The organism is Nocardia sp. NPDC057353 (genome assembly GCF_042667085.1).
In the GTDB taxonomy this organism is placed as follows: Bacteria; Actinomycetota; Actinomycetes; order Mycobacteriales; family Mycobacteriaceae; genus Nocardia.
Map to the genome: position 1 here is coordinate 44,563 of NZ_JBHVAK010000008.1, position 22,220 is coordinate 66,782.

18 protein-coding genes and 1 pseudogene are annotated in these 22,220 nt (G+C 74.3%); 13 read left to right on the plus strand and 6 right to left on the minus strand.

What is annotated here, in order from left to right; genetic code table 11:
* Positions 1-819: 819 nt before the first annotated feature.
* From ACFUUZ_RS05945 to ACFUUZ_RS05955, 3 genes and pseudogenes are all read right to left on the minus strand, one after another.
* Positions 820-1,338, minus strand: a pseudogene (locus ACFUUZ_RS05945) (shikimate kinase); the annotation flags it as partial.
* A complete protein-coding gene (aroC, locus tag ACFUUZ_RS05950) occupies positions 1,335-2,543 on the minus strand; it encodes a chorismate synthase (RefSeq protein WP_378692985.1) in 1,209 nt (402 codons plus the stop codon). The pseudogene ACFUUZ_RS05945 and the gene aroC, both read right to left, overlap by 4 nt.
* Positions 2,544-2,602: 59 nt before the next feature.
* Positions 2,603-3,073: a prepilin peptidase gene (locus tag ACFUUZ_RS05955; RefSeq protein ID WP_378692987.1), complete on the minus strand. Its 471-nt coding sequence runs from the start codon at positions 3,071-3,073 to the stop codon at positions 2,603-2,605.
* A 129-nt stretch (positions 3,074-3,202) separates the two neighbouring features.
* Here ACFUUZ_RS05955 and ACFUUZ_RS05960 point away from each other — a divergent pair, with 129 nt between their 5' ends.
* From ACFUUZ_RS05960 to ACFUUZ_RS05985, 6 genes are all read left to right on the plus strand, one after another.
* Complete coding sequence (locus ACFUUZ_RS05960; protein WP_378692989.1) at positions 3,203-4,360, plus strand: M24 family metallopeptidase; 1,158 nt, start codon at positions 3,203-3,205, stop codon at positions 4,358-4,360.
* 50 nt (positions 4,361-4,410) lie between these two features.
* Entirely contained in the window at positions 4,411-4,974 is a 564-nt protein-coding gene (gene efp / locus ACFUUZ_RS05965; RefSeq protein WP_378692991.1) for an elongation factor P, read from the plus strand.
* Between the two features lie 20 nt (positions 4,975-4,994).
* Positions 4,995-5,504 (plus strand): transcription antitermination factor NusB, encoded by a 510-nt coding sequence (gene nusB / locus ACFUUZ_RS05970; RefSeq protein ID WP_378692992.1) that lies wholly within the window; start codon positions 4,995-4,997, stop codon positions 5,502-5,504.
* A gap of 228 nt (positions 5,505-5,732) precedes the next feature.
* On the plus strand, positions 5,733-6,623 hold the full coding sequence (locus tag ACFUUZ_RS05975) for a hypothetical protein (RefSeq protein ID WP_378692993.1): 891 nt from the start codon (positions 5,733-5,735) through the stop codon (positions 6,621-6,623).
* Between the two features lie 34 nt (positions 6,624-6,657).
* Positions 6,658-7,350, plus strand: coding sequence for a hypothetical protein (locus ACFUUZ_RS05980; protein WP_378692994.1), 693 nt, complete (start codon positions 6,658-6,660; stop codon positions 7,348-7,350).
* 50 nt (positions 7,351-7,400) lie between these two features.
* Entirely contained in the window at positions 7,401-8,297 is an 897-nt protein-coding gene (locus ACFUUZ_RS05985) for an inositol monophosphatase family protein (RefSeq protein ID WP_378692996.1), read from the plus strand.
* Between the two features lie 164 nt (positions 8,298-8,461).
* Here ACFUUZ_RS05985 and ACFUUZ_RS05990 read toward each other — a convergent pair whose 3' ends face one another.
* Positions 8,462-9,679: an SLC13 family permease gene (locus tag ACFUUZ_RS05990; protein WP_378692998.1), complete on the minus strand. Its 1,218-nt coding sequence runs from the start codon at positions 9,677-9,679 to the stop codon at positions 8,462-8,464.
* Between the two features lie 62 nt (positions 9,680-9,741).
* On the opposite strand from ACFUUZ_RS05990, the gene ACFUUZ_RS05995 reads away from it, so the two are divergent.
* Together ACFUUZ_RS05995 and ACFUUZ_RS06000 are read left to right on the plus strand one after the other, a co-directional pair.
* Positions 9,742-15,420 (plus strand): TIR domain-containing protein, encoded by a 5,679-nt coding sequence (locus ACFUUZ_RS05995; RefSeq protein ID WP_378693000.1) that lies wholly within the window; start codon positions 9,742-9,744, stop codon positions 15,418-15,420.
* Between the two features lie 66 nt (positions 15,421-15,486).
* Positions 15,487-16,044, plus strand: a complete 558-nt coding sequence (locus tag ACFUUZ_RS06000; RefSeq protein WP_378693002.1) for a DUF4334 domain-containing protein — start codon at positions 15,487-15,489, stop codon at positions 16,042-16,044.
* A gap of 9 nt (positions 16,045-16,053) precedes the next feature.
* On the opposite strand, the gene ACFUUZ_RS06005 is transcribed toward ACFUUZ_RS06000, so the two are convergent.
* Both ACFUUZ_RS06005 and ACFUUZ_RS06010 read right to left on the minus strand, forming a co-directional pair.
* Entirely contained in the window at positions 16,054-16,797 is a 744-nt protein-coding gene (locus ACFUUZ_RS06005; protein WP_378693004.1) for an HD domain-containing protein, read from the minus strand.
* 47 nt (positions 16,798-16,844) lie between these two features.
* Positions 16,845-17,468, minus strand: coding sequence for an alpha-ketoglutarate-dependent dioxygenase AlkB (locus ACFUUZ_RS06010; protein WP_378693006.1), 624 nt, complete (start codon positions 17,466-17,468; stop codon positions 16,845-16,847).
* A gap of 169 nt (positions 17,469-17,637) precedes the next feature.
* On the opposite strand from ACFUUZ_RS06010, the gene pyrR reads away from it, so the two are divergent.
* From pyrR to carA, 5 genes are all read left to right on the plus strand, one after another.
* Positions 17,638-18,258, plus strand: coding sequence for a bifunctional pyr operon transcriptional regulator/uracil phosphoribosyltransferase PyrR (gene pyrR, locus ACFUUZ_RS06015; RefSeq protein WP_378693008.1), 621 nt, complete (start codon positions 17,638-17,640; stop codon positions 18,256-18,258).
* Positions 18,258-19,220: an aspartate carbamoyltransferase catalytic subunit gene (locus ACFUUZ_RS06020; protein ID WP_378693010.1), complete on the plus strand. Its 963-nt coding sequence runs from the start codon at positions 18,258-18,260 to the stop codon at positions 19,218-19,220. The genes pyrR and ACFUUZ_RS06020 overlap by 1 nt, the downstream gene beginning before the upstream one ends.
* A gap of 71 nt (positions 19,221-19,291) precedes the next feature.
* Positions 19,292-20,599, plus strand: a complete 1,308-nt coding sequence (locus ACFUUZ_RS06025; RefSeq protein WP_378693012.1) for a dihydroorotase — start codon at positions 19,292-19,294, stop codon at positions 20,597-20,599.
* Positions 20,599-21,108 carry a transporter gene (locus ACFUUZ_RS06030; RefSeq protein WP_378693013.1) on the plus strand — a complete coding sequence of 170 codons (510 nt, stop codon included), beginning with the start codon at positions 20,599-20,601 and terminating at the stop codon, positions 21,106-21,108. Before ACFUUZ_RS06025 ends, ACFUUZ_RS06030 begins: the two co-directional genes overlap by 1 nt.
* Positions 21,105-22,220 carry a glutamine-hydrolyzing carbamoyl-phosphate synthase small subunit gene (carA, locus tag ACFUUZ_RS06035; RefSeq protein ID WP_378693014.1) on the plus strand — a complete coding sequence of 372 codons (1,116 nt, stop codon included), beginning with the start codon at positions 21,105-21,107 and terminating at the stop codon, positions 22,218-22,220. Before ACFUUZ_RS06030 ends, carA begins: the two co-directional genes overlap by 4 nt.

Consider the following 22,220-nt stretch of genomic DNA (forward strand, 5'->3'; position numbering starts at 1 on the left):
ATCTGTGCGTGTGGTCTGGAGGCGGTTGCGCCCGCGGGCGCGCCTGGCCCGTGCGCGCCGCGCCCGGCCCCCGTCCTCGGCGGTCGGGGTACCGGGGTCGGTAGTGGATCCCGAACTTCCGGCGTTGCCGGACCGGGCAGCGCCCGGATCTCCCGCGGCGCGAGTCCGGGTGCCGCTCACACCCGGTTGGATTGTGCCTCCGCGTTGGGCGGCACGGCCGGGACGCCCGCCGTCGCCGGTCGCGCCGGAGCGTCCCGTGGTTCCGGACTGCCCGGAAACACCGGGACGCTCGTCGGGGTCGGCCCGTCCGGGTGCGCCGGAGCCCTCCGCGGCTCCGGACCGCCCGGTCGCGCTGGCCGTGTCCTGCCTGGCTCCGGACCGCCCGGTCGCGCTGACCGTGTCCTGCCTGGCATCGGACCGCCCGGTCGCGCTGACCGTGTCCTGCCCGGCCCCGGACCGCCCGGTCGAAACCTGCCCGGCTCCGGTCGCGGTACCGCTGTCGGTGATCGCCTCGGGGCGGCGCCCGGTGGCGGTGACCCGGCGTTTGCGGCGGCGCCGCCGGGGTGCGCGGGCCGCGGTGCCCTCCGCGGCGACCCGGTCGCCGGAGATGCGTTCGGTGGGGGTGCGCTCGGGCGCGCCGCGGGTACTCCCGCCCGCCTTGGCGGCGCGGTCGGCATCGCCGCGGACGGCCTGCTCCTGACCCCGCCGCGCGGCGGCGCGGGCCCGCGCCCTGCGGCGCGCCCTGGACCGGCCGCCGGGGGTGGGCGGCACCGCCGCGACAGCGGGTGCGGCGACCTCCGGCGCGTCGACCTCGACGCCGAGCTCGGCGAGGATGGCCCGCACCACGCGGCCGGGGCTGCGCCCGTCGGTGCGCACCCGGATGCTCGACACCTCGCGGTAGAGCGGACGCCGGATGCGCATGAGCTCCCGGTACTTGGCGCCGGGGTCGGCGCCGTTGAGCAGCGGCCGCCCGGTGCTCGCCCCGGTCCGGCGCAGCCCCTCGGCGACGCTGATCTCCAGGTACACCACCGTGCGCCCGCGCAGCAGCGCCCTGGTCTGCTCGGAGAGCACGGCACCGCCGCCGAGCGAGACGACGCCGAGCTCGTCGAGGACGGCGCGGCGCACCACCCGCTCCTCGATCCGGCGGAACTCCGGCTCGCCGTCGGCGGCGAAGATCTCCGGGATGGTGCGCCCGGTCTCCTCCTCGATCCCGGCGTCGGTGTCGTACAGCGGGACGCCGAGCTCCCTGGCCAGCTTCCGGCCGATGGTCGACTTGCCCGCGCCGGGCGGCCCGACCAGCACCACGCGGGGAGCGTGCGGGCCGGTCGGCGCGGTCATCGCGACCGGCTGCCCGCGGGCACGTGCGGCCGGGCCTCCAACCGCTCCAGGTAGCGAGCGATGTTGTCGACGGTCTCGGCGAGCGAATCCCCGCCGAACTTCTCCAGCGCCGCCTGCGCGACCACCAGCGCCACCATGCTCTCCGCGACCACGCCCGCGGCGGGCACCGCACAGACGTCGGAGCGCTGGTGGATGGCGACGGCCTCGTCCCCGGTCGACATGTCGACGGTGGCGAGCGCGCGCGGCACCGTGGAGATCGGCTTCATGGCGGCGCGCACGCGCAGCGGCTCGCCGTTGGTCATGCCGCCCTCCAGCCCACCGGCCCGGTTGGTCGAGCGCAGCACCCCGTCCGGCCCTGGCCGCATCTCGTCGTGCGCCGCGCTGCCGCGCCTGCGCGCGGTCTCGAAACCGTCCCCGACCTCGACGCCCTTGATCGCCTGGATACCCATGAGCGCGGCGGCGAGCCGGGCGTCCAGCCGGTTCTCGCCGCTGGTGAAGGAGCCGAGCCCGATCGGCAGCCCGGTCACGATCACCTCGACCACGCCGCCGAGGGTGTCGCCGTCCTTCTTGGCCGCCTCGATCTCGGCGATCATGGCCGCCTCGGCGGCGGCGTCGAAGGCGCGCACCGGGCTGGCGTCGACGGCGGGCAGATCACCGGGGCCGGGCAGCTGCTCGGCGGTGCTGCGGGCGGTGCCGATCGAGATCACGTGCGAGATCACCTCGACGCCGAAGGCCTGGCGCAGGAAGTTGCGGGCGACGGTGCCTGCGGCCACCCTGGCCGCGGTCTCCCGCGCGCTGGCCCGCTCCAGCACGTTGCGCGCGTCGTCGAAGCCGTACTTGAGCATGCCGGAGAAGTCGGCGTGGCCGGGGCGCGGCCTGGTGAGCGGGGCATTGCGGGCCAGCTCGGCGAGCTCGGCCTCGTCGACCGGGTCGGCCGACATCACCGTCGTCCACTTGGGCCACTCGGTATTGGCGATCTCGATCGCGATCGGGCCGCCCATGGTGCGGCCGTGCCGCACGCCGCCGAGCACCGTCACCTTGTCGGCCTCGAACTTCATCCTGGCGCCGCGGCCGTAGCCGAGCCTGCGGCGGGCGAGCTGCGCGGAGATCTCCTCCGACGTCACCTCGACGCCGGCCACCATCCCGTCGAGGAGGGCGACGAGAGCGGGACCGTGGGATTCTCCGGCAGTTATCCAGCGCAACACGGGTTCATCCTCCCATGTCGGGCGGGGTGCCCGGGCACACGGTCCGGCGCGCGCGGTCATCACGGCCCGCCCTGGCCGATCACCGTCGGCGCGGCGACGGCGAACAGGGTCGCGGCGCACATCGCGGGGCCGTGCGGCACCGGCTGCCCGCGCACCGGGAGCCCGCGCCGCAGCCGCAGCGCGAGCAGCACCAGCCCCGCGGCGGCGGTGGCGAGCGGCGCCAGCAGGGCCGCGAGGACCCAGGCCCGCGCGCCCGCGCAGGCCGCCGCCGCGCCGAGCGCGACCGCGAGCTTCACGTCACCCGCGCCGATCCCGGCCGGGGCGGCCAGGTGCGCCGCGAGGTAGACCCCCGCCAGCAGCACCGCGCCGAGCAGCGCCCGGGCGAACTGCCCGCTGCCCGCGGCGTACCCGAGCACGGCGACGGCGCCCGCCGCGGTGAGCCGGTCGGGCAGCCGGAGGGTGCGCAGGTCGACGGCGGCGGTGAGCGCGCACCAGGCGGCGAAGAGGGGGACGGCGACGGGAGAGGACATGTGCTCAGCCTGCCGCCGCGCGGCCCGCGCCGACCGCTTCGATCGGGTGGCTGTGGACAACGTCGGGGCTGTGCACAACTCCGGCTTTCGGCGGTGGCCGGAGCGCGCGGGCGGAGTAGTTTCGACGCCATGCCCGATGAACCAGCGCCACAGTCAACGGGGTCGCCCGCCGGGGCCCCGCTCGTTCCCGATCACGCCGGGCGGCGCGCCGCGCTGCGCGGCCTGCTGGTGGAGAACGGGGTCGACGCCCTGCTCGTCACCGACCTGGTGAACATCCGCTACCTGAGCGGCTTCACCGGCTCCAACGGCGTGCTGCTCGTGCATTCGTGGGACACCGCGGGTGCCGAGGAGCGCACGGTGCTCTGCACCGACGGGCGGTACCGCAGCCAGGTCGCCGAGCAGGTCCCCGACCTGCGCGCCGAGATCGCCCGCGCCTGTGCGCCGCGGGTCGTGGAGCTGGCGGGGGAGTGGCAGCTGGGCCGGATCGGCTACGAGAGCCACGTGATGACGGTCGACCAGCACCGCGCGCTGGCGGAGCAGCGCACCGGGCTGGAGCTGGTGCCGACGCCGGGGCTGGTCGAGCAGCTGCGGATGGTGAAGGACGGGTACGAGGTGGATCGGCTCGCCGCCGCCTGCGCCGCGGGCGACGCCGGGCTCGCCGCGCTGCTGGAGCGCGGCGGGCTGCGCCCCGGCCGCACCGAGCGCGAGGTGGCCAGGGAGCTGGAGTGGGCGATGTTCGAGCACGGCGCGGCCGGGGTCGCCTTCGAGACCATCGTCGCGGCGGGCGTCAACTCGGCGGTGCCGCACCACCGGCCCACCGGCGCGGTGCTGGCCGCGGGCGACTTCGTGAAGATCGACTTCGGCGCGATCGTCGACGGCTACCACTCCGACATGACCAGGACCTTCGTCCTCGGCTCCGCCGCGGACTGGCAGCGCGAGGTCTACGAGCTGGTCCGCGAGTCGCAGCGGGCCGGGCGGGAGGCGCTGCGCCCCGGCGCCTCGGCGAGTGCGGTCGACGCCGCCGCGCGCGGGGTGATCGAGGCCGCCGGGCACGGTGAGCTGTTCGTGCACGGCCTCGGGCACGGGGTGGGGCTGCGCATCCACGAAGCGCCGGGCATCGCGAAAACGGCAACCGGTACACTCTTGTCCGGCGTGGCGGTGACCGTCGAACCAGGTGTGTACTTTCCCGGCCGCGGCGGAGTCCGGATCGAGGACACGCTCGTGGTGCGCGAAGGGGGCCCGGAACTGCTCACCCGCACCGGCAAGGACCTGACCGAGGTCGGCTGACCCGGTCGCCGCGAATCCACATACGCAGACAACGAGGAGACCCGAGCACAGTGGCGGACACCAGCGACTTCAAGAACGGCCTGGTGCTGAAGATCGACGGTCAACTTCAGCAGATCACCGAGTTCCAGCACGTCAAGCCGGGCAAGGGCCCCGCGTTCGTGCGCACCAAGCTGAAGAACGTGCTGTCCGGCAAGGTGGTCGACAAGACCTTCAACGCGGGCGTCAAGGTGGAGACCGCCACGGTGGACCGGCGGGACATGACCTACCTGTACCACGACGGCTCGGACTACATCTTCATGGACGGCGAGACCTACGACCAGATCTCGATCGGCGAGTCCACCGTCGGCCCCGGCGCCCGCTTCCTGCTGGAGAACATGCAGGTGCAGGTCGCCACGCACGAGGGAGAGGCGCTCTTCGTCGAGCTCCCGGTCACCGTCGAGCTGGTGGTGAAGCACACCGACATCGGCCTGCAGGGCGACCGCTCCACCGGCGGCACCAAGCCCGCCACCCTGGAGACCGACGCCGAGGTGCAGGTGCCCCTGTTCATCAACACCGGCGACAAGCTGCGCATCGACTCGCGCGACGGCAGCTACCTCGGCCGGGTCAACGCCTGACGCCCCCGGCGACCCGAGACGTGGCGGATCAGCCCGCGGACAAGAAGCCCGCGTACAAGAAGCTCGGCGCCAGGCACAAGGCCCGGCGCCGGGCGGTGGACCTGCTCTTCGAGGCCGAGGCCCGCGATGTGGACCCGGCCGTGCTCGCCGACGAGCGGGTCGACCTGGCCGGTCGGGATCAGGCGGTGGCACCGGTTCACCCCTACACCCGGACCCTGGTCGACGGCGTAGCCGACGACCTCGACCGGGTGGACGGAACCATCGAGTCCTACCTGCAGGACTGGACCCTCTCCCGGCTGCCCGCCGTGGACCGGGCCATCCTGCGGATCGCGGTGTGGGAGCTGTTCCACGCGCCGGACGTGCCGCCGGTCGTCGCGGTGGACGAGGCCGTCGAGCTGGCCAAGGAGCTCTCCACCGACGATTCGCCCGGCTTCGTGAACGGCGTGCTCGGCAAGGTGGTGCTCGTCGCCGAGCAGGTGCGCGCCGCCGCCGCGGCCACCCGCGCACCGCGCGGGGACGCCACGAACTGACGCCCGGCCGCGGCGCCGGGCTCCGGCGCCGCGCCCGCGTCCCGCTGGACCGTCCCGGTGCGGGCCCGCAGCCGAGCGTCGACGATTCGCCGCTGGACCGGTCCTGCTCGGAGCCGCGGTCGTGGGGCGGCTCGGATGCTCAACCCCGCTGTGAGGCAATCGGTCCGGGTTCGGTCCTGCCACGCATTCCCGCCCGTATGCTGGACGCACACGTGGAGGGGAGTTCCGATGACGCGCGCGCTGGCGTGGCTGCGCAACAACATCGACGGGCTCGTGGCATTGGTGCTGGCGTTCATCGTCGGCATGCTGGCGGTGCTGGATCTGATCGATGTGGACAGCGTCAATGCCGTTGTGCTGCTTGTGCTCGGCCTGCTGGCGGGCACGCTGCTGCGCGATCGGCACCTGTCCGCGCAGGCCGTGCGGGACGCTTCGTCGGTGCAGCTGCTGTACGGGTCGGCCATCGGGCACGCGCACACGCTCGCCCGCGGCGGGACCGAGCAGTGGATCTTCAAGGGCGGCACCGGAACCTACATCCGCGCCGTCACCCTGCGCTCCTGCGTGGAGAACGCCAGGCGGGAGCAGCGGCCGCTGCGCATGCAGCTGGAGATCCTCGACCCCGCCGACGAGCAGCTGTGCAAGACCTACGCCCAGTTCCGCACCTCGCTGACGCCGGAGGGGGACCGCACCGGCGAGGCATGGACCACCGACCGCACCCGGCGCGAGGCCTACGCGACGGTGCTCGCGGCCTGCTGGTACCGGCAGCGCTTCACCTTCCTCACCATCACCGTCGGGCTCTCCAAGGTGATGACGACCTTCCGCTGGGACCTCTCCTCCAGCTGCGTGATCGTCACCCAGGAGAGCACCAACTCGCCCGCGCTCATGTTCGAGCGGGAGAAGCCCTACTACCGGGACATGAGCCGGGAGCTGGTGGCCAGCTTCAAGCAGACCAGGGAGCTGGAGCTGGGCCGGGCCGACGCCGTTCCGCTGGCCGACGAGCCGCCGGTGGACCAGGTGCGCAGGCTCTTCGACGCGCTCGCGCTGCCGCTGCCGACCACCTTCACCGACCGCGACGTCGCCGACATCGTGCGCCGCGCCCTGCAGCCGAGGAACCCGTACTGACCGATACCGCCCGAACCCGTTCGTGAGTCCCGCCATGGAGAGCATCGCCCCGCACCCCGATTCCGACTACCGCAGGCTGCAGCGGCTGCTGCAGGGCGGGCGCCCGCAGGCCGTGCGGAGCTGGGCGGCCGGGTACCTGGCCGCCGTGCTGACCGGCGACCGGCAGGCGCACGCGGTGCGGCACCCGCTCGGCTTCGTCTGCTTCCCGGTGTTCCGGGAGGGCGGGCACGGGGTCTGCCTGCACGTCTGGACCGCGGGGATCCGCTCCTCCTCGACCACCTCGGCGATCCACGCGCACAGCTGGGACCTGGTGAGCACGGTGCTCTACGGTGAGGTGGGGAACGAAGTGGTGGAGATCGAGGCGGCCGGTGGGGCACCGACCCACCGGCTCTACGAGATCCACAGCGGACGCGACGGTGACCAGGTGCGCGGCACGGACCGCATGGTTTCGTATCGCCGCAGGTCACGGGAGTTCTTCCGGCGTGGCGACGTGTACGACCTGCCGCACGGTGTATTCCACGTATCGGAGGTGGGCGGCGAGGCCGCCACGGTCGCGCTCGGCCGAGATCGGCAGGGCAGGCCGGACCTGTCGCTCGCCCCGCCGCACGTCGACGACCACCGGGTGCGCCGGACCGCGTGCACCCCCGAGGAGACCCGTCGGGTGGCCGGACTCGTTCTGGCCCGGCTGCGCGACGACGCCACCAGCGACCGGAGGCCCGATGAATGACACTGGTGCGACGGCCGACCGGACCGGGCCGGGCGAGCGGAGGCACACCCATGCGCACACGTGAAGCGGCCCCGGTCGGGGCGGGCGGGTTCGCCGCGCCGACGGTGAGCACCGTCGCGCTCGCCGCCGCCCCGGTCGCGATCGCGGCCGCCGAGGAGGCGGGCGCGGTGATCGCCGCCGGGCTGCACGGCGCGCTCGGCATCAGCGTCAAGGACGCGGGCGGCGACCTGGTGACCGAGCTCGACCTGCGCGCCGAGCAGATTATCCTGGACCGCATCCGCGGCGCCTTCCCCGGCCACCGGGTGCTGGCCGAGGAATCCGGGCTGCTCGACGGCCTCGACGCCGACTGGACCTGGGTGGTCGACCCGCTGGACGGAACCAACAACATCGCCATCGGGCTCCCGGTCTGCACCGTCGGCATCGCGCTCTGCCACCGCGGCACCCCGGTCCTCGGCGTCGTGCACGAGCCGGTGGCGGGCCACACCTGGTCGGCGATCCGGGGGCGCGGAGCGCGCGGCCCGGACGGCCCGCTGCGCTGCGGCGGGGGGCCCGCGGGGGGCTCGGGCCCGGTGCTGGCCTGGTTGCAGGGCTACCCCGTCCGGCGTAGCGACCCCGCCGCGCGGGCGCTGCGGCTGAGCCTGGAGGCCGGTGCGCGCAGGCTGATCCAGCTCTGGTCGCCGCTGCTCTGCTGGATCATGCTGAGCCGCGGCGACATCGACGGCTTCGTCGGGTACGGCGCGGGCCAGATCGACCTGCCCGCGGGCACGCTCATCGCGCGCGAGGCGGGAGTGCGGATCGTCGGCTTCGACGGCGCGCCGCTCACCGAGCACATCACTCCCGCCGGGGGCGCCGTCGACTTCGTGGCGGCCCGCCCCGAGGTGCTGCCCGCGCTGGCCGAACTCGTGGAGTCGGCGGCCGCCGTGCGGGTGAGCGGGTTGCCCGGCTGAGCGGCCTGCGGCCGAGACCATGGCGGCGGCCGCGCCCGGGCGGGCCCATCGGACGACCGGGGCGGTCGGGGCCGGGAGCGGTCGGAACCGTGGCGGTCAGGGCCCGGAGCGGTCGGGACAGGAGCGGCTGAACGCAGGCGGCGACGGAGACCAGGACCGGGCCGTCAGGTGGTCAGCACGAGGGCGGTGACGGCGCCGCCGGTGGCGAGCAGCGCAAGCACCAGGCCGGTGAGCACGAAGCGGCGCATGGGTACCGCGACCCCGTGCGCCCGGCAGTACTCCAGGCAGAGCAGCGTGGCCAGCGAGCCCCACGGCGTCACGATCGGGGCCACGTTGGTGCCGATCAGCAGCGCGAGCAGCTGGGTGCGGTTCTCCACCGGCACCACCGCCTCGCCCGCGGTGTAGGCGGGCAGGTTGTTGGCGATATTGGACAGCCCGGCGCCCGCCGCCGCGGCCCGGAAGGCGCCGACCGCACCGGAATCGGTGCCGATCAGCGCGCCCATGAGCTCGCCGAGGCCGAGCCGGCTGAGCGTCGGCACCACCAGGAACAGCCCCACCACGAAGACCAGCAGCCGCCACGGCAGCAGCGACCAGCGCAGCGCGGTGCGGTCCCAGACCGCGAAGGCGGCCACCGCGAGCGCCGCCGCCAGCACCGCGGCGATCCCGATCCGCTCGCCGAGCAGCGGGATCGCGGCCACGAAGAGCAGGCAGGCGGCGGAGGTCGCGAGCAGCAGGGCGCGGTCCCGCGGGCCGTCCAGCCGGACCGGCTCCGGCGGCAGGTAGGTGTCGGCACCGCGGTGCGGCCGCCGCCAGTAGAACCACCACAGGCAGAGCGCCGTCGCCGCCAGCGCGACCAGCTGCGGCAGCGCCATGACGGCGGCGAACTCGACGGCGCTGAGGTCGATCCGCTCGGCGGCGAGCAGGTTGGTCAGGTTGGAGACCGGGAGCAGCAGGCTGGCGGTATTGGCCAGCCAGAGCGTCGTCATGGCCAGCGGCAGCGGCGGAATCCGGGCCGGACCGGCCAGCGCCAGCATGACCGGGGTGAGCAGCACCGCGGTGGTGTCCAGGTTCAGCAGGATGGTGGTGCCCGCCGCGAACACCACGCAGAGCGCGAAGAGCGCGGGGTAGCGCCCGCGCCCGGCGATGGCGAGCCGGTGCGCGATGACGTCGAAGACCTTGGCCCGCCTGGTCAGCTCGGCCAGCACGATGACGCTGCCGAGGAAGAGCAGCAGCGGGCCGATCCGGCGCATGTTGGCCACCGCCTCGGCGCGCGGGAGCAGCCCGGTGACGACGCAGAGCACACCCGCCACCAGCAGCCCGATCCGCAGGCGATCCAGGGTGGCGGTCCGGCGTGGCGCGGGGGTGTCGACCGGCTCGGGCACGACCCCATCATGGCAGTAATCGCCTGCGGGACATGTCCATCGGCTGCGCCATACTGTCGGGTGTGACGGATCAGGGGCGGGCACGGGACTTCTTCGTCAGCTATTCCCCCGCGGACGAGCGCTGGGCCACCTGGCTGGCCTGGCAGCTGGAGACGGCCGGGTACAGCACGCTCATCCAGGCCTGGGATTTCGTGCCGGGCACCAACTTCATCGACTTCATGGACCGCGGCGTGCGGGATTCGTCGGTGATGCTGGCGCTGCTCTCGGAGAACTACCTCGCCTCCCGGTACGGGACCATGGAGTGGCAGGCCGCCATGCGCACCGACCCGGGCAAGCTCATCCCGGTCCGGATCGGCGAGTGCGCGCCGGAGGGGCTGCTCGCCACGCTCACCTGGATCGACCTGCTCGGCGTCACCGACGCCGAGCGGGCCCGCGCGGTGCTCTTCGACCGGGTGCGGCAGGTGCTGGCCGGGCGGAACAAGCCCGCCGCCGCGCCCGGCTTCCCGGTCGGCCGCTACGACGACCGGCACTTCCCCGAGCTGGAGCGGGTCGCGGCGGCGGCCGCCGAGCGCGCCAACCGGCACGTCCCGGTCGCCGAGCCGGGGTTCCCCGGCGGCAAGGACGCGGCGCCGCGGCAGCCCGGGGTGAGCGTGCTGCACGTCGCGGGCCCGCGCTTCGGCCGCGGCCTGCTCGGCGCCGAACCGGGCACCGCCCGCGACCTGCAGTCCCGGATCTGGGCGAACGTCACGCACGCGGTCGACGCCGGTGTCCCCGCGCCGGAGCTGCTCGTGGTCTCCGGCGACCTCACCGAGTCCGGCAAGCCGAAGGAGGCGGACGAGGCGCTGGCCTTCCTCACCGGGCTGCGCGTGCTGCTCGGCCTGGAGCCGGACCGGATCGCCGTCGTGCCGGGCAACCACGACGTCTCCAGGGCCGCCTGCCACGCCTACTTCCTGAACTGCGAGGCCCGCGACCGCACCCCGCAGCCGCCCTACTTCCCGAAGCTGGAGCAGTTCACCCGGCTCTTCGGCGAGCTGTACCAGGGGCTGGAGCACCTGGTGTTCGACGTCGGGCAGCCGTGGACGCTGTTCCCCGTCCCGGCGCTGCGGGTGGTGGTGGCCGGGCTCGACTCCACCATGGCCGCCACCCACCTGCCCGAGGACGACCACGGGCTGATCGGCGAGGTGCAGGCGGCGTGGTTCGCGGAGCGGCTGCGCGCCTTCGAGAACGACGGCTGGCTGCGGATCGGGCTGCTCCGGCACGACCCGGTGCCCGGCCCCGGCGGCGACCCGCGCGACCCCGCGCTGCTGCACGACGTGCCGGTGCTGAGCAGGCTGCTCGGCAACCGGCTCAACCTGCTGCTGCACGGCCCGGGCCCGGGCGGCGTGCTCGCCGACCGGCTGGACGGCGTGCTGCCGGTGCTGCCCGCCGCCGCGCCGGGGGCCGCGGAGATCCTGCACGTCACCGCGGACGGGGTCGCCCGCTACCCGGCGGGCGCCACCGAGCCCGCGGCGCTGGTCCGGGTCGAGTTCACGCGAGCCGCGGCGGCGCTCACCGCGGCCGCCGAGGTCCCCGCGCTGCCCGCGCCGCCCGCCGACGACCCGGCGCTCGACCCGCACGACCGGCTGCTGGCCAGGGTGGCCGAGGTGGTCGAGGCCAGGTACCCCGGCGCCACCGTGCGCCGGGTGGCCGCGGCGCCGCCGCACCTGCTCGTCACCAGGGACGCGGACGGCGTCACCGTGCAGTCGCGGGTCGCGGTGCACGTCGGCGAGGTGACCAGGGAGGTGGTCGACGCGGTGCTCGCGCACGAGCCGGGGTTCGGCTCGGAGCTGGTGTACCGCGGCGCGCCCCCGCCGCGCTCACTGCGCGAGGCGGCGGCCGGGTACGGGCTGCGGGTGCGCAGCTTCAGCGAGTTCCAGGGGCTGCTCGACCTGGACGACTACCTGGCCGGGCAGGCCGCGCGGCTGCGCACCGACCAGCGCTACCCGCCGGAGCTGTACGTGCCGCAGCGCTTCCGGGTCCTCGACCACGGCGACCAGCGGGTCGAGGACGACCTGGTCGGCGAGCTGCTCCGGGTGGTCGCCGCGGACCAGGGACGGTTCGTGCTTGTCCTCGGCGATTTCGGGCGCGGCAAGACCTTCGCGCTGCGCGAGCTGGCGCGCCGGATCACCGAGACCATGCCCGCGCTGGTGCCGATCCTGGTCGAGCTGCGACACCTGGACAAGACGCACTCGGTGGACGCCCTGGTCGCCGCGCACCTGGCCAACCACGGCGAGGACCGGATCGACCTGAAGGCGCTGCGCTACATGCTCGCCGAGGGCCGGGTGGTGCTGCTCTTCGACGGCTTCGACGAGCTGGTGAACCGGATCAGCTACGAGTTCGCCGCCGATCACCTGGAGACGCTGCTGCGCGCCGCCGAGGGCAAGGCCAAGATCGTGGTGGCGGCGCGCACCCAGCACTTCGCCTCGCGCGCGCAGGTGCTGACCGCGCTCGGCGAGCGGGTCGGGGCGCTGCGCGAGCGGCGCATCCTCGGCATCGAGGAGTTCGGCCCGGCGCAGATCCAGGCCTTCCTGGCCAACCGGTACGGCGGCGACACCGCGCGCGCCGAGGCCAGGATGCGGCTGCTCACCGGCATCGAGGACCTGCTCGGGCTGGCCCGCAACCCGCGCATGCTCAGCTTCATCGCCGATCTGGACGACCGCCGGTTGCGGGCGGCGGCGGGGGCGCGGCAGGCGGTCGGCGCGGCCGGGCTGTACCGGGAGATCCTGGAGTTCTGGCTCTCCTACGAGGCCGAGCGGGCGGGCGGCGGGCCGGGTGCGCAGCCGGGGCTGCGGCTGGCCGAGATGTGGCAGGCGATCACCGCGTTCGCGCTGCGGGTCTGGGAGACCGGCGAGCCCTACCTGCGCCGCGCCGAGCTCACCGACGTGGCGCGCGAGCTGGTGGAGTTGGTCGGGCCGCAGCGGCTCTCCATCCCGCAGTCCGCGCACGCCATCGGCTCGGGCAGCCTGCTGGTGCGCACCGAGGACGACCTCTTCGGCTTCATCCACGCCTCGGTCGCGGAGTGGCTGGTGGCCGATCACATCGCGGACCGGTTCCGCGGCGGCGACCGCACCCCGCCGCAGCTGGCGCAGGCGCTGCTCTCCCCGCTCTCGGTGGACTTCCTCTGCGACCTCACCGACGCGCGCTCGCTGCGCGAGTGGGCCGAGGTGGTGCTCGCCGCGCCGGACGCCGACGAGGTGCTGCGCACCAACGCCGTCCGGATCACCACCCGGCTGCGCACCGCGCGCTCGGCCGACCTGCGCGGCGCGGTGCTGGCGGGGGAGGACCTCTCCTACCGCGACCTGCGCGAGGTCGACCTCACCGGCGCCGACCTGACCGGTGCCCGGCTGGTCGGCGCCGACCTGCGCGGCGCGGTGCTGCGGGATGCCCGGCTGGTCGGGGTGCGGCTGGACGAGGCCGACCTGGCGGGCGCCGACCTCGGCGGCGCCGACCTGAGCCGGGCCCGGCTCACCCGCACCGACCTGACCGGTGCGCGCACCGACGGCGCGCGCTGGCTGCGCACCGCGCTGCTCGCGGTGACCGGCGCCCCGGCCGGGCTGGACCGGCTCGGCGCTGCGGTGGTGCCGGGCGGCCGGGCCATGACGGAGTTCGCGCCCGCGGCGCTCGGGGTCAGGCACGGCTTCCATGCCAGGCACGGCAGGCTGCCGCAGCCGATCGCGTACAGCCCCGACGGCGGCACGATCGCCATCGGCAGCGACGACGGCGGCGTACACCTCTACGACGCCGACACCGGCCGCCCGCTGCGCACCCTGCAGGGGCACCGGGCCCGCACCTTCGCCGTGCTCTACGCCGGGTCGCTGCTGATCAGCGGCTCCGGCGACGGCAATGTCGGGCTCTGGGACCCGGGGACCGGGGAGAGCAGGAACATCCTGCGCGGCCACCGCGAGTGGGCCTGGCCGGTGGTGGCGGGCGACGGGCTGCTCGCCACCGGCGACGCCGACGGCGTGCTGCGGGTCTGGTCGCTGCCGGACGGCGAGCTCCGGCACGAGAGCGAGCCCGCCGGAGCGGGTGAGCTGATCTACACGCTCGCCGTGCACGGCGACCGGCTGGCCGCCGGGTACCGGGACGGCTCGGTCCGGGTCCGGGACGCGGGAACCGGCGCCGAGCTGCACCGCTTCGCCGCGGCGAACGGTGCCGTGTACCGCCTCGCCTTCGACCCGACCGGCACCGTGCTCGCCATCGGCGGCGCCGACGGCGCGCTGGCGCTGTGGAATCCGGCGACCGGGCTGCACGAGCTGGCCGGGCACACCGGCGCCGTCTACACGCTGGCCTTCCACCCGACCCGGCCGCTGCTCGCCTCCGGTGACACCGACGGCGCGATCCGGCTCTGGTCCACCGCGACCGGCGAGCTCGCGCACACCGCGTCCGACCACGCCGCGGCGCTGTACTGGGTCGGCTTCGACCACGCCGGTGACCTGCTCGCCTCCGCCGACAGCGCGGGCGTGGTCTGCGTCCGCGACGCCGACACCGCGGTCACCAGGCACCGGCTCACCGCGCACACCGGGTCGGTGTGGCCCTTCGCCTTCCGGCCGGGCGGCGGCCAGTTGGCCGTCACCGACGACCAGTTCACCACCCGGCTGTGGGACCCGGCCACCGGCCACTGCAGGCACACCCTGGCGGGCCACGGCCGCAGCATCCGCACCGTCGCCTTCAACGCCGACAGCAGCATGCTCGCCGCCTGCGCCAACGACGGCAGCGTCCGGCTCTGGGATCCGGTCACCGGCGGTGCCGGGCGCAGGCTGGTCGGCAGCGAGGACCGGCTGGTCACCTACGAGTCCGCCGCGTTCGTCCCCGGCAGGCCGCAGACGCTGGCCACCGTCGGCAACGACGGCAGGCTGAGCATGCTCGACCTCGGCACCGGGCTCTACGAGCGGCACCTCGGCGTCGACGCCGCACCGATCTGGGCCAGCGCCTTCGACCCGACCGGCGCGCTGCTGGCCACCGCCAACGACGACGACACCGTCGTGCTCTGGCGGCGCACCACCGGCGCCCAGTACCTGGTCTGCCGGGAGCACCGGGGCCGGGTGCGCTCGATCGCCTTCGACCCCGCCGGGACGCTCATGGCCACCGGCTGCGACGACTCCGCGGTCCGGGTGTGGGACGTGCACACCGGCGAGCTGCTGCGCACCCTGCGCGGCCACACCGACCGGGTGTACGCCGTCGCCTTCCACGGCGAGTCGGTGATCAGCGCCTCCTGGGACACCACCGCGCGGATCTGGGACCTCGGCACCGGCGCGCTCCGGCACGAGCTGGCCAGGCACAGCGACCGGCTCTGGACCGCCGCCGCGGACACGGTCACCGGCATCCTCGCCACCGCGGGCGACGACCTGGTGGTCCGGCTCTGGGACATCGCCACCGGCAGGCACCTGCACACCCTGGAGGGGCACCGCCGCCGGGTCTGGTCGGTGACCTTCGACCCGGCCGGGAAGCTGCTCGCGGGCGGCGGTGACGACGGGACGGTGCTGCTCTGGGATCTCGCCGACCCCGCGGCGCCGCGGATCAGGGCGGCGCTGCTCGGCCTGCCCGAGGGCTGGGCGGCGCTGGCGCCGGACGGCAGGTACAAGATCGCAGGCGACACCGCGGGGCAGTTCTGGCACGTCGTCGGCACCGCCCGGTTCGAGACCGGCGAGCTGGACGCGCAGCTGCCGGAGATCCGCAGGCTGGCTCCGGACGAGCCGTTCTGACCGATACCCTGAGAGACAGATACTCTGATCGTTGCACGGCCCCCGACACGAGGAGAGAACACCCACATGGTCGCGATCGACAGCGCTGCCACCGCGGCGGCCGAGCTGGCGCTGCTGCAGCAGTCCGGCGCCACCCCCGAGCAGGCATGGGCGCTCTTCGACAGCCTGCCCGCCGCCCGCACCGACGAGGTCACGGTCGGCCGCTGGCAGGGCGAGGAGCTCGACACCGGGCACCCGTTCGCCGGTGTCCTGGTCGCCTCCGGCTGGTACGGCAAGCAGTTCGACGGCCCGGAGCAGGTGCACCCGCTGCTCTTCGCCGACTCCACCGGCGCCGTCTTCCCGGTGGACCCGCGCCGGGTGCCGCTGACCCTCACCGACAAGGTGCCGCTCTCCGGGGTCCGGCTGATCAACCGGGCACTGCCGGTGCTCGGGATCGCGCTGCGCACCCGCAAGTACACCGCGCGGCTGCGCGACATCGAGTACCGCGGCGCGGTCAGCGTCGCCATGGTCTACGACCACCTGCCGATCATCGACCACTTCCGGCGGGTCGACGAGCACACCCTGCTCGGCATCATGGACATGCGCGACATGGCGGAGCCGTACTTCTTCGTGCTGCGGCGCTGAGCGGAGGGGTCAGCTCGGCTCGTCGGCGAGGATGGCCGCGAACCGCTCGTCGGCGAGGTCGAGCTGGCCCAGGATGTGCTCCTTGACGTGCGCGGCGAGCGGGGTGTCCGCGCGCCGCACCAGCTCGCGGTAGACATCGGTGAGCGGGGCGTACTTGCGGGCCAGCTTGGGCATGGCCGGGCCGGTGGCGTAGAGGATGCCGACGCCGTTGTCGGTGAAGTCGGAGAGCTTGATCACCCGGCCCCAGGGCGAGCGGTCCAGGCCCGCCGCGATGTGCTCGCGGTAGCGGCGGTGCCGCTCGGCGACATCGGGCCGGTCCGCGGGGTCGCGCTCGGGGTTGGTGACCGCGGCGACGATCTCCGCCACCCCCGCGCCGAACCGCTCGGTGAGCAGCGCGAGCGCGGCGGCGCGCGGCTCCTGGCTCGCATCCCCGTGCAGCGCGGCCAGTTCCGGCGCGTGATCCTCGACCGAGTCGTGCAGCAGCCCGGCGATCACCGGGGTGGCGTCGCGCACCTCGTAGTGGCTGACGATCCGGATCGCGACCCGCAGCAGGTGGCTCAGGTACGGCTCGCGGCCGTACCGGTCGTCGCGGTGCAGCTCGGCGGCGAGGTCGAGCGCGGCCAGCACGCGCTCCCGCCCCGGTAGCTCCGCCACCTCGCCGAGCAGCCGCTCGCGGAGCCCCGCCTCGCCGTAGACATCGCTGATCGTGTGCAGCGGCATCACGGCGAGTACCCCCGCCTCCGGTGTGCCCATGCGAGCAATCTATCCCGGCGGGCAGGGTGCGGCCGAGCGAGCGCCGGTCAGCGCACCCCGCGCGGCCGGAACTGCACGCTGATCCGCGGCCCGGCCGGGCGCCTGGTCTTCGGCACCGCGTGCTCCCAGGTGCGCTGGCAGGAGCCGCCCATCACCAGCAGGTCGCCGTGGCCGACCTGGTAGCGGAGGCTCGCGCCGCCGCCGCGCGGGCGCAGCAGCAGGGCGCGCGGCGCGCCGAGCGAGACGATGGCGACCATGGTGTCGTGCGTGGCGCCGCGCCCGATGGTGTCGCCGTGCCAGGCCACGCTGTCCCGGCCGTCGCGGTACCAGCAGAGCCCGGCGGTGCGGAACGGCTCACCGAGCTCGGGGCCGTAGTGCGCCGACAGCGCGGACCGGGCGGCGGCCAGGATCGGGTCGGGGAGCGGATCCCGCTCGCCGTAGAAACAGAGCAGCCGCGGCACATCCACCACCCGGTCGTACATCGGGCGGCGCTCGGCCTGCCACGGCACCTCGGCCGCCAGCCGGTCGAACAGCGCCGCGCCGCCGGAGAGCCACCCCGGGAGCAGGTCGACCCAGGCGCCCTGCCCCAGCTCGGTGCGGTGCAGCGCGGTCAGCTCACCGAGCCCGGCGGCGGGCGACTGGTCGAAGAGCGAACCCTGCCAGGCGTGCATGCGGGCGACTCTACAGCTATTCGAACACCTGTGCTAGGACGGCGCGCGGCGTGGCCGACCTCACATCGCGATACCGCTGGTGAAGGGCACCTTCGCGGCGCTGCTAGGCTGCTTTCCCGGTAAGACATCCTTTAACGGACCGTCCGGCGAGGCGGGGAAGGAGGTCGGCATGGCCGTGCCCGACGACACGCGCGGGGAGACGTCCGAGCGGCACTCCGCCGACTGGCTCGCAGGCGCTCGCGAGCTGCTCTCGGCCGCCGATGTGGGGCGCACCGTCGCCCGCATGGCGCACCAGATCATCGAGAAGACCGCGCTGGACTCCGGCGAGCCGGATGCCCCGCGCGTGGTCCTGATCGGCATCCCGACCCGCGGCACCACGCTCGCGGCCCGGCTCACCGATCGGATCGAGGAGTTCACCGGCGTCCGCCCCGCGCTCGGCTCGCTCGACATCACGCTCTACCGGGACGACCTGCGCTCCCGGCCGCACCGGCCGCTGGAGCGCACCTCGGTGCCGGACGGCGGCATCGACGACACCCTGGTCGTGCTCGTCGACGACGTGCTGTTCTCCGGCCGCACCGTGCGCTCCGCGCTGGACGGGCTGCGCGACCTCGGCCGCCCGCGCGCCGTGCAGCTCGCGGTGCTGATCGACCGCGGCCACCGGGAGCTGCCGATCCGCGCCGACTACGTGGGCAAGAACGTCCCGACCAACCGCGCGGAGGACATCTCGGTGCTGCTCACCGAACACGACGCCCGCGACGGCGTCTACCTGCACCACGAGGAGGAGGCCTGATGCGACACCTGCTGACGGTCGCCGACCTGGACCGGGCGGCCGCGACCGAGCTGCTCGACGAGGCCGAGCGGTTCGAGCAGGCGCTGCTCGGCCGGGAGGTGCGCAAGCTGCCGACGCTGCGCGGCCGCACCGTGATGACGGTGTTCTACGAGAACTCCACCCGCACCAGGGTCTCCTTCGAGGTCGCGGGCAAGTGGATGAGCGCCGACGTGATCAATGTCAGCGCGAGCAGCTCCTCGGTCGCCAAGGGCGAGTCGCTGCGCGACACCGCGCTCACCCTGCACGCGGCGGGCGCGGACGCGCTGGTCGTCCGGCACCCGGCCTCCGGCGCCGCGCACCAGATCGCGCGCTGGCTGGACGCCTGGGCGGTGGCCGAGGGCAGGCCGGGCGGCCCGGCGGTGGTGAACGCCGGTGACGGCACCCACCAGCACCCGACCCAGGCGCTGCTGGACGCGCTCACCCTGCGGCAGCGGCTCGGCGACATCGAGGGCAGGCGGGTGCTGATCGTCGGCGACATCCTGCACAGCCGGGTGGCCCGCTCGAACGTGCTGCTGCTGCACACGCTCGGCGCCGAGGTGGTGCTGGTGGCGCCGCGCACGCTGCTCCCGGTCGGGGTGGAGTCCTGGCCCGCGCGGGTCTCGCACGCGCTCGACGCCGAGCTGCCCGGCGCCGACGCGGTGCTCATGCTGCGGGTGCAGGCGGAGCGGATGAACGGCGGGTTCTTCCCGTCGGCGCGCGAGTACGCGGTCCGGTACGGCCTCTCCGAGCGCAGGCTGGCGCTGCTCGACGAGGCCGCGGTGGTGCTGCACCCGGGGCCCATGCTGCGCGGCATGGAGATCGCCTCCCCGGTGGCCGACTCGAATCAGGCCGCGATTCTGCAACAGGTGACGAACGGAGTGCACATGCGGATGGCGGTGTTGTTCCGGCTGCTGGTCGGCACCCACGAGGCGGTCTCGGCGTGAGCGCGTCAGGCCCGGAGGCGGGAGCGGAGCGTAGCCACGGAGGGCCCGCGCTCGCGCCGGATGTGCACAGTATGAGCGGGCTGCTGATTCACGGGGCGCTGCTGTACGGCGAGGGCGAGCCGGTCGATGTGCTGATCGTGGACGGCGAGATCCGGGAGATCGGCGTCGACCTGGAGGCGGGCGACGCCGAGATCCTGGCCGCACACGGCCAGGTGCTGCTCCCCGGCTTCGTCGACCTGCACACGCACCTGCGCGAACCCGGCCGCGAGGACACCGAGACCATCGAGACCGGCTCCGCCGCGGCGGCGCTCGGCGGCTACACGGCGGTCTTCGCCATGGCCAACACCGACCCGGTGGCCGACTCGGTGGTCGTCACCGACCACGTCTTCCGGCGCGGCCGTGAGGTCGGGCTGGTCGACGTGCACCCGGTCGGCGCGGTCACCGTGGGGCTGAAGGGCGAGCGGCTCGCCGAGATGGGCACCATGGCGGCGGGCGAGGCCGGGGTCAGGGTCTTCTCCGACGATGGCCACTGCGTCGCCGACCCGCTGCTCATGCGCCGCGCGCTGGAGTACGCCAACTCGCTCGGCGTGCTCATCGCGCAGCACGCGGAGGAGCCGCGGCTCACCGTCGGCGCGGTCGCGCACGAGGGCCCGAACGCGGCCCGGCTCGGCCTGGCCGGCTGGCCGCGCGCCGCCGAGGAGTCGATCGTGGCCCGCGACGCCCTGCTCGCCAGGGACGCCGGCGCCCGCGTGCACATCTGCCACGCCTCCACCGCGGGCACCGTCGAGCTGTTGAAATGGGCCAAGGCGCAAGGGATCGCGATCACCGCCGAGGTCACCCCGCACCACCTGCTGCTCGACGACTCCCGGCTGGCGACCTACGACGCGGTGAACAAGGTGAACCCGCCGCTGCGCGAGGCGTCGGACGCCGCCGCGCTGCGGCAGGCGCTCGCCGACGGCGTGCTGGACTGCGTCGCCACCGACCACGCGCCGCACGCGGAGCAGGACAAGTGCTGCGAGTTCGCGGCCGCCCGCCCCGGCATGCTGGGGCTGGAGACCGCGCTCGCCATCGTCGCGCAGACCATGGTGGCCCCCGGGCTGCTGGACTGGCGCGGGGTGGCGCGGGTGCTGAGCGAGAACCCGGCGAAGATCGTCGGGCTGGACGACCAGGGCCGCCCGATCGCCGTCGGCGAGCCGGCCAACCTGACGCTGGTCGACCCGGACGCCGAGTGGACCGTGCGCGGGGACGAGCTCGCCAGCATCGCGCACAACACCCCGTTCGAGAACATGACGTTCCGCGCGCGGGTGACCGCCACCGTGCTGCGCGGCCGGATCACCGCCCGCGACGGCGCGGTCGCGGTGCGCGCGGGAGGCTTCTGATGGAACGCATACTCTGGGTCGTCGGGCTGCTGCTCTGCTTCCTGCTCGGGCTGTACCTGATGTACCGCGGCTGGCAGAACCGGGCGAAGCGGCAGGCCGAGCGGATCGGCGAGCTGCCCCCGGTCCCGGCCGAGCTCGGCGCCCAGCTGCTGGAGCCGACCACCGGGCTCTACCTGGGCAGCACCATCGCGCCCAGCTGGCAGGACCGGATCGCCGTCGGCGATCTCGGCTTCCGGGCCACTGCGGAGCTCACCCGCTTCGAGCACGGCATCCTGCTCGAGCGCGCGGGCGCGCCCGCCATCTGGATGCCGCAGGAATCGATCAGCGTGGTGCGCACCGAGCGCGGCCACGCGGGCAAGGTGATGACCGAGGGCGGGGTGCTGGTCGTGCGCTGGACGCTGCCGACCGGCACCGAGATCGACACCGGGTTCCGCGGCGACGACAAGACCGTGTATCCGGCCTGGACGGCAGCCCCGTCCCGGCCGACGACAGGAGACGACGAGGGATGACAGGACAGCAAGCGGCGCTGGTGCTGGAGGACGGCCGCATCTTCCGCGGCACCGCCTACGGCGCCGTCGGCCAGACGCTCGGCGAGGCGGTCTTCTGCACCGCCATGACCGGGTACCAGGAGACCCTCACCGACCCCAGCTACCACCGCCAGATCGTGGTGGCGACCGCGCCGCAGATCGGCAACACCGGCTGGAACGACGAGGACGACGAGTCCGGCAAGATCTGGGTCGCGGGCTACGCCGTGCGCGACCCCGCGCGCCGCGCCTCCAACTGGCGCGCCACCACCACGCTCCCGGACGCGCTGAACGAGCAGGGCGTGGTCGGCATCGCGGGCATCGACACCCGCGCGCTGGTCAGGCACCTGCGCACCCGCGGCTCGATGAAGGCGGGGATCTTCTCCGGCCCCGCCCTGGCGGCGGCCGACGAGCTGGTGGCCAGGGTCACCGGCCAGGGCTCGATGCTCGGCGCCGACCTGGCCGACGAGGTGAGCACCGACGCCGTCTACACCATCGAGCCCGCGGGCGGGCACAAGCACACCGTGGTCGCGGTCGACCTCGGCATCAAGACCAACACCCCGCGGATGTTCGCCGAGCGCGGCATCCGGGTGCACGTGGTCCCGGCGACCACCTCGCTGGAGCGCATCCTGGAGCTGAGCCCGGACGGGGTCTTCCTCTCCAACGGCCCCGGCGACCCGGCCACCCAGGACGGCGCGGTCGCGCTTACCCGTGGTGTGCTGGAGCGCGGGCTGCCGCTCTTCGGCATCTGCTTCGGCAACCAGATCCTGGGCCGGGCGCTCGGCCGCGGCACCTACAAGATGAAGTTCGGACACCGCGGCATCAACATCCCGGTGGTCGAGCACGAGACCGGCCGCATCTCGATCACCGCGCAGAACCACGGGTTCGCGCTGGAGGGCGAGCGCGGCGAGGTGTTCGACACCCCCTTCGGCCGGGCGCAGATCAGCCACGTGTGCGCCAACGACGAGACCGTCGAGGGCGTGCGGCTGCTCGACGGCCGCGCCTTCTCGGTGCAGTACCACCCCGAGGCCGCCGCGGGCCCGCACGACGCCGCGTACCTCTTCGATCGCTTCAGCGGTCTCCTGGAAGGAGCCTGA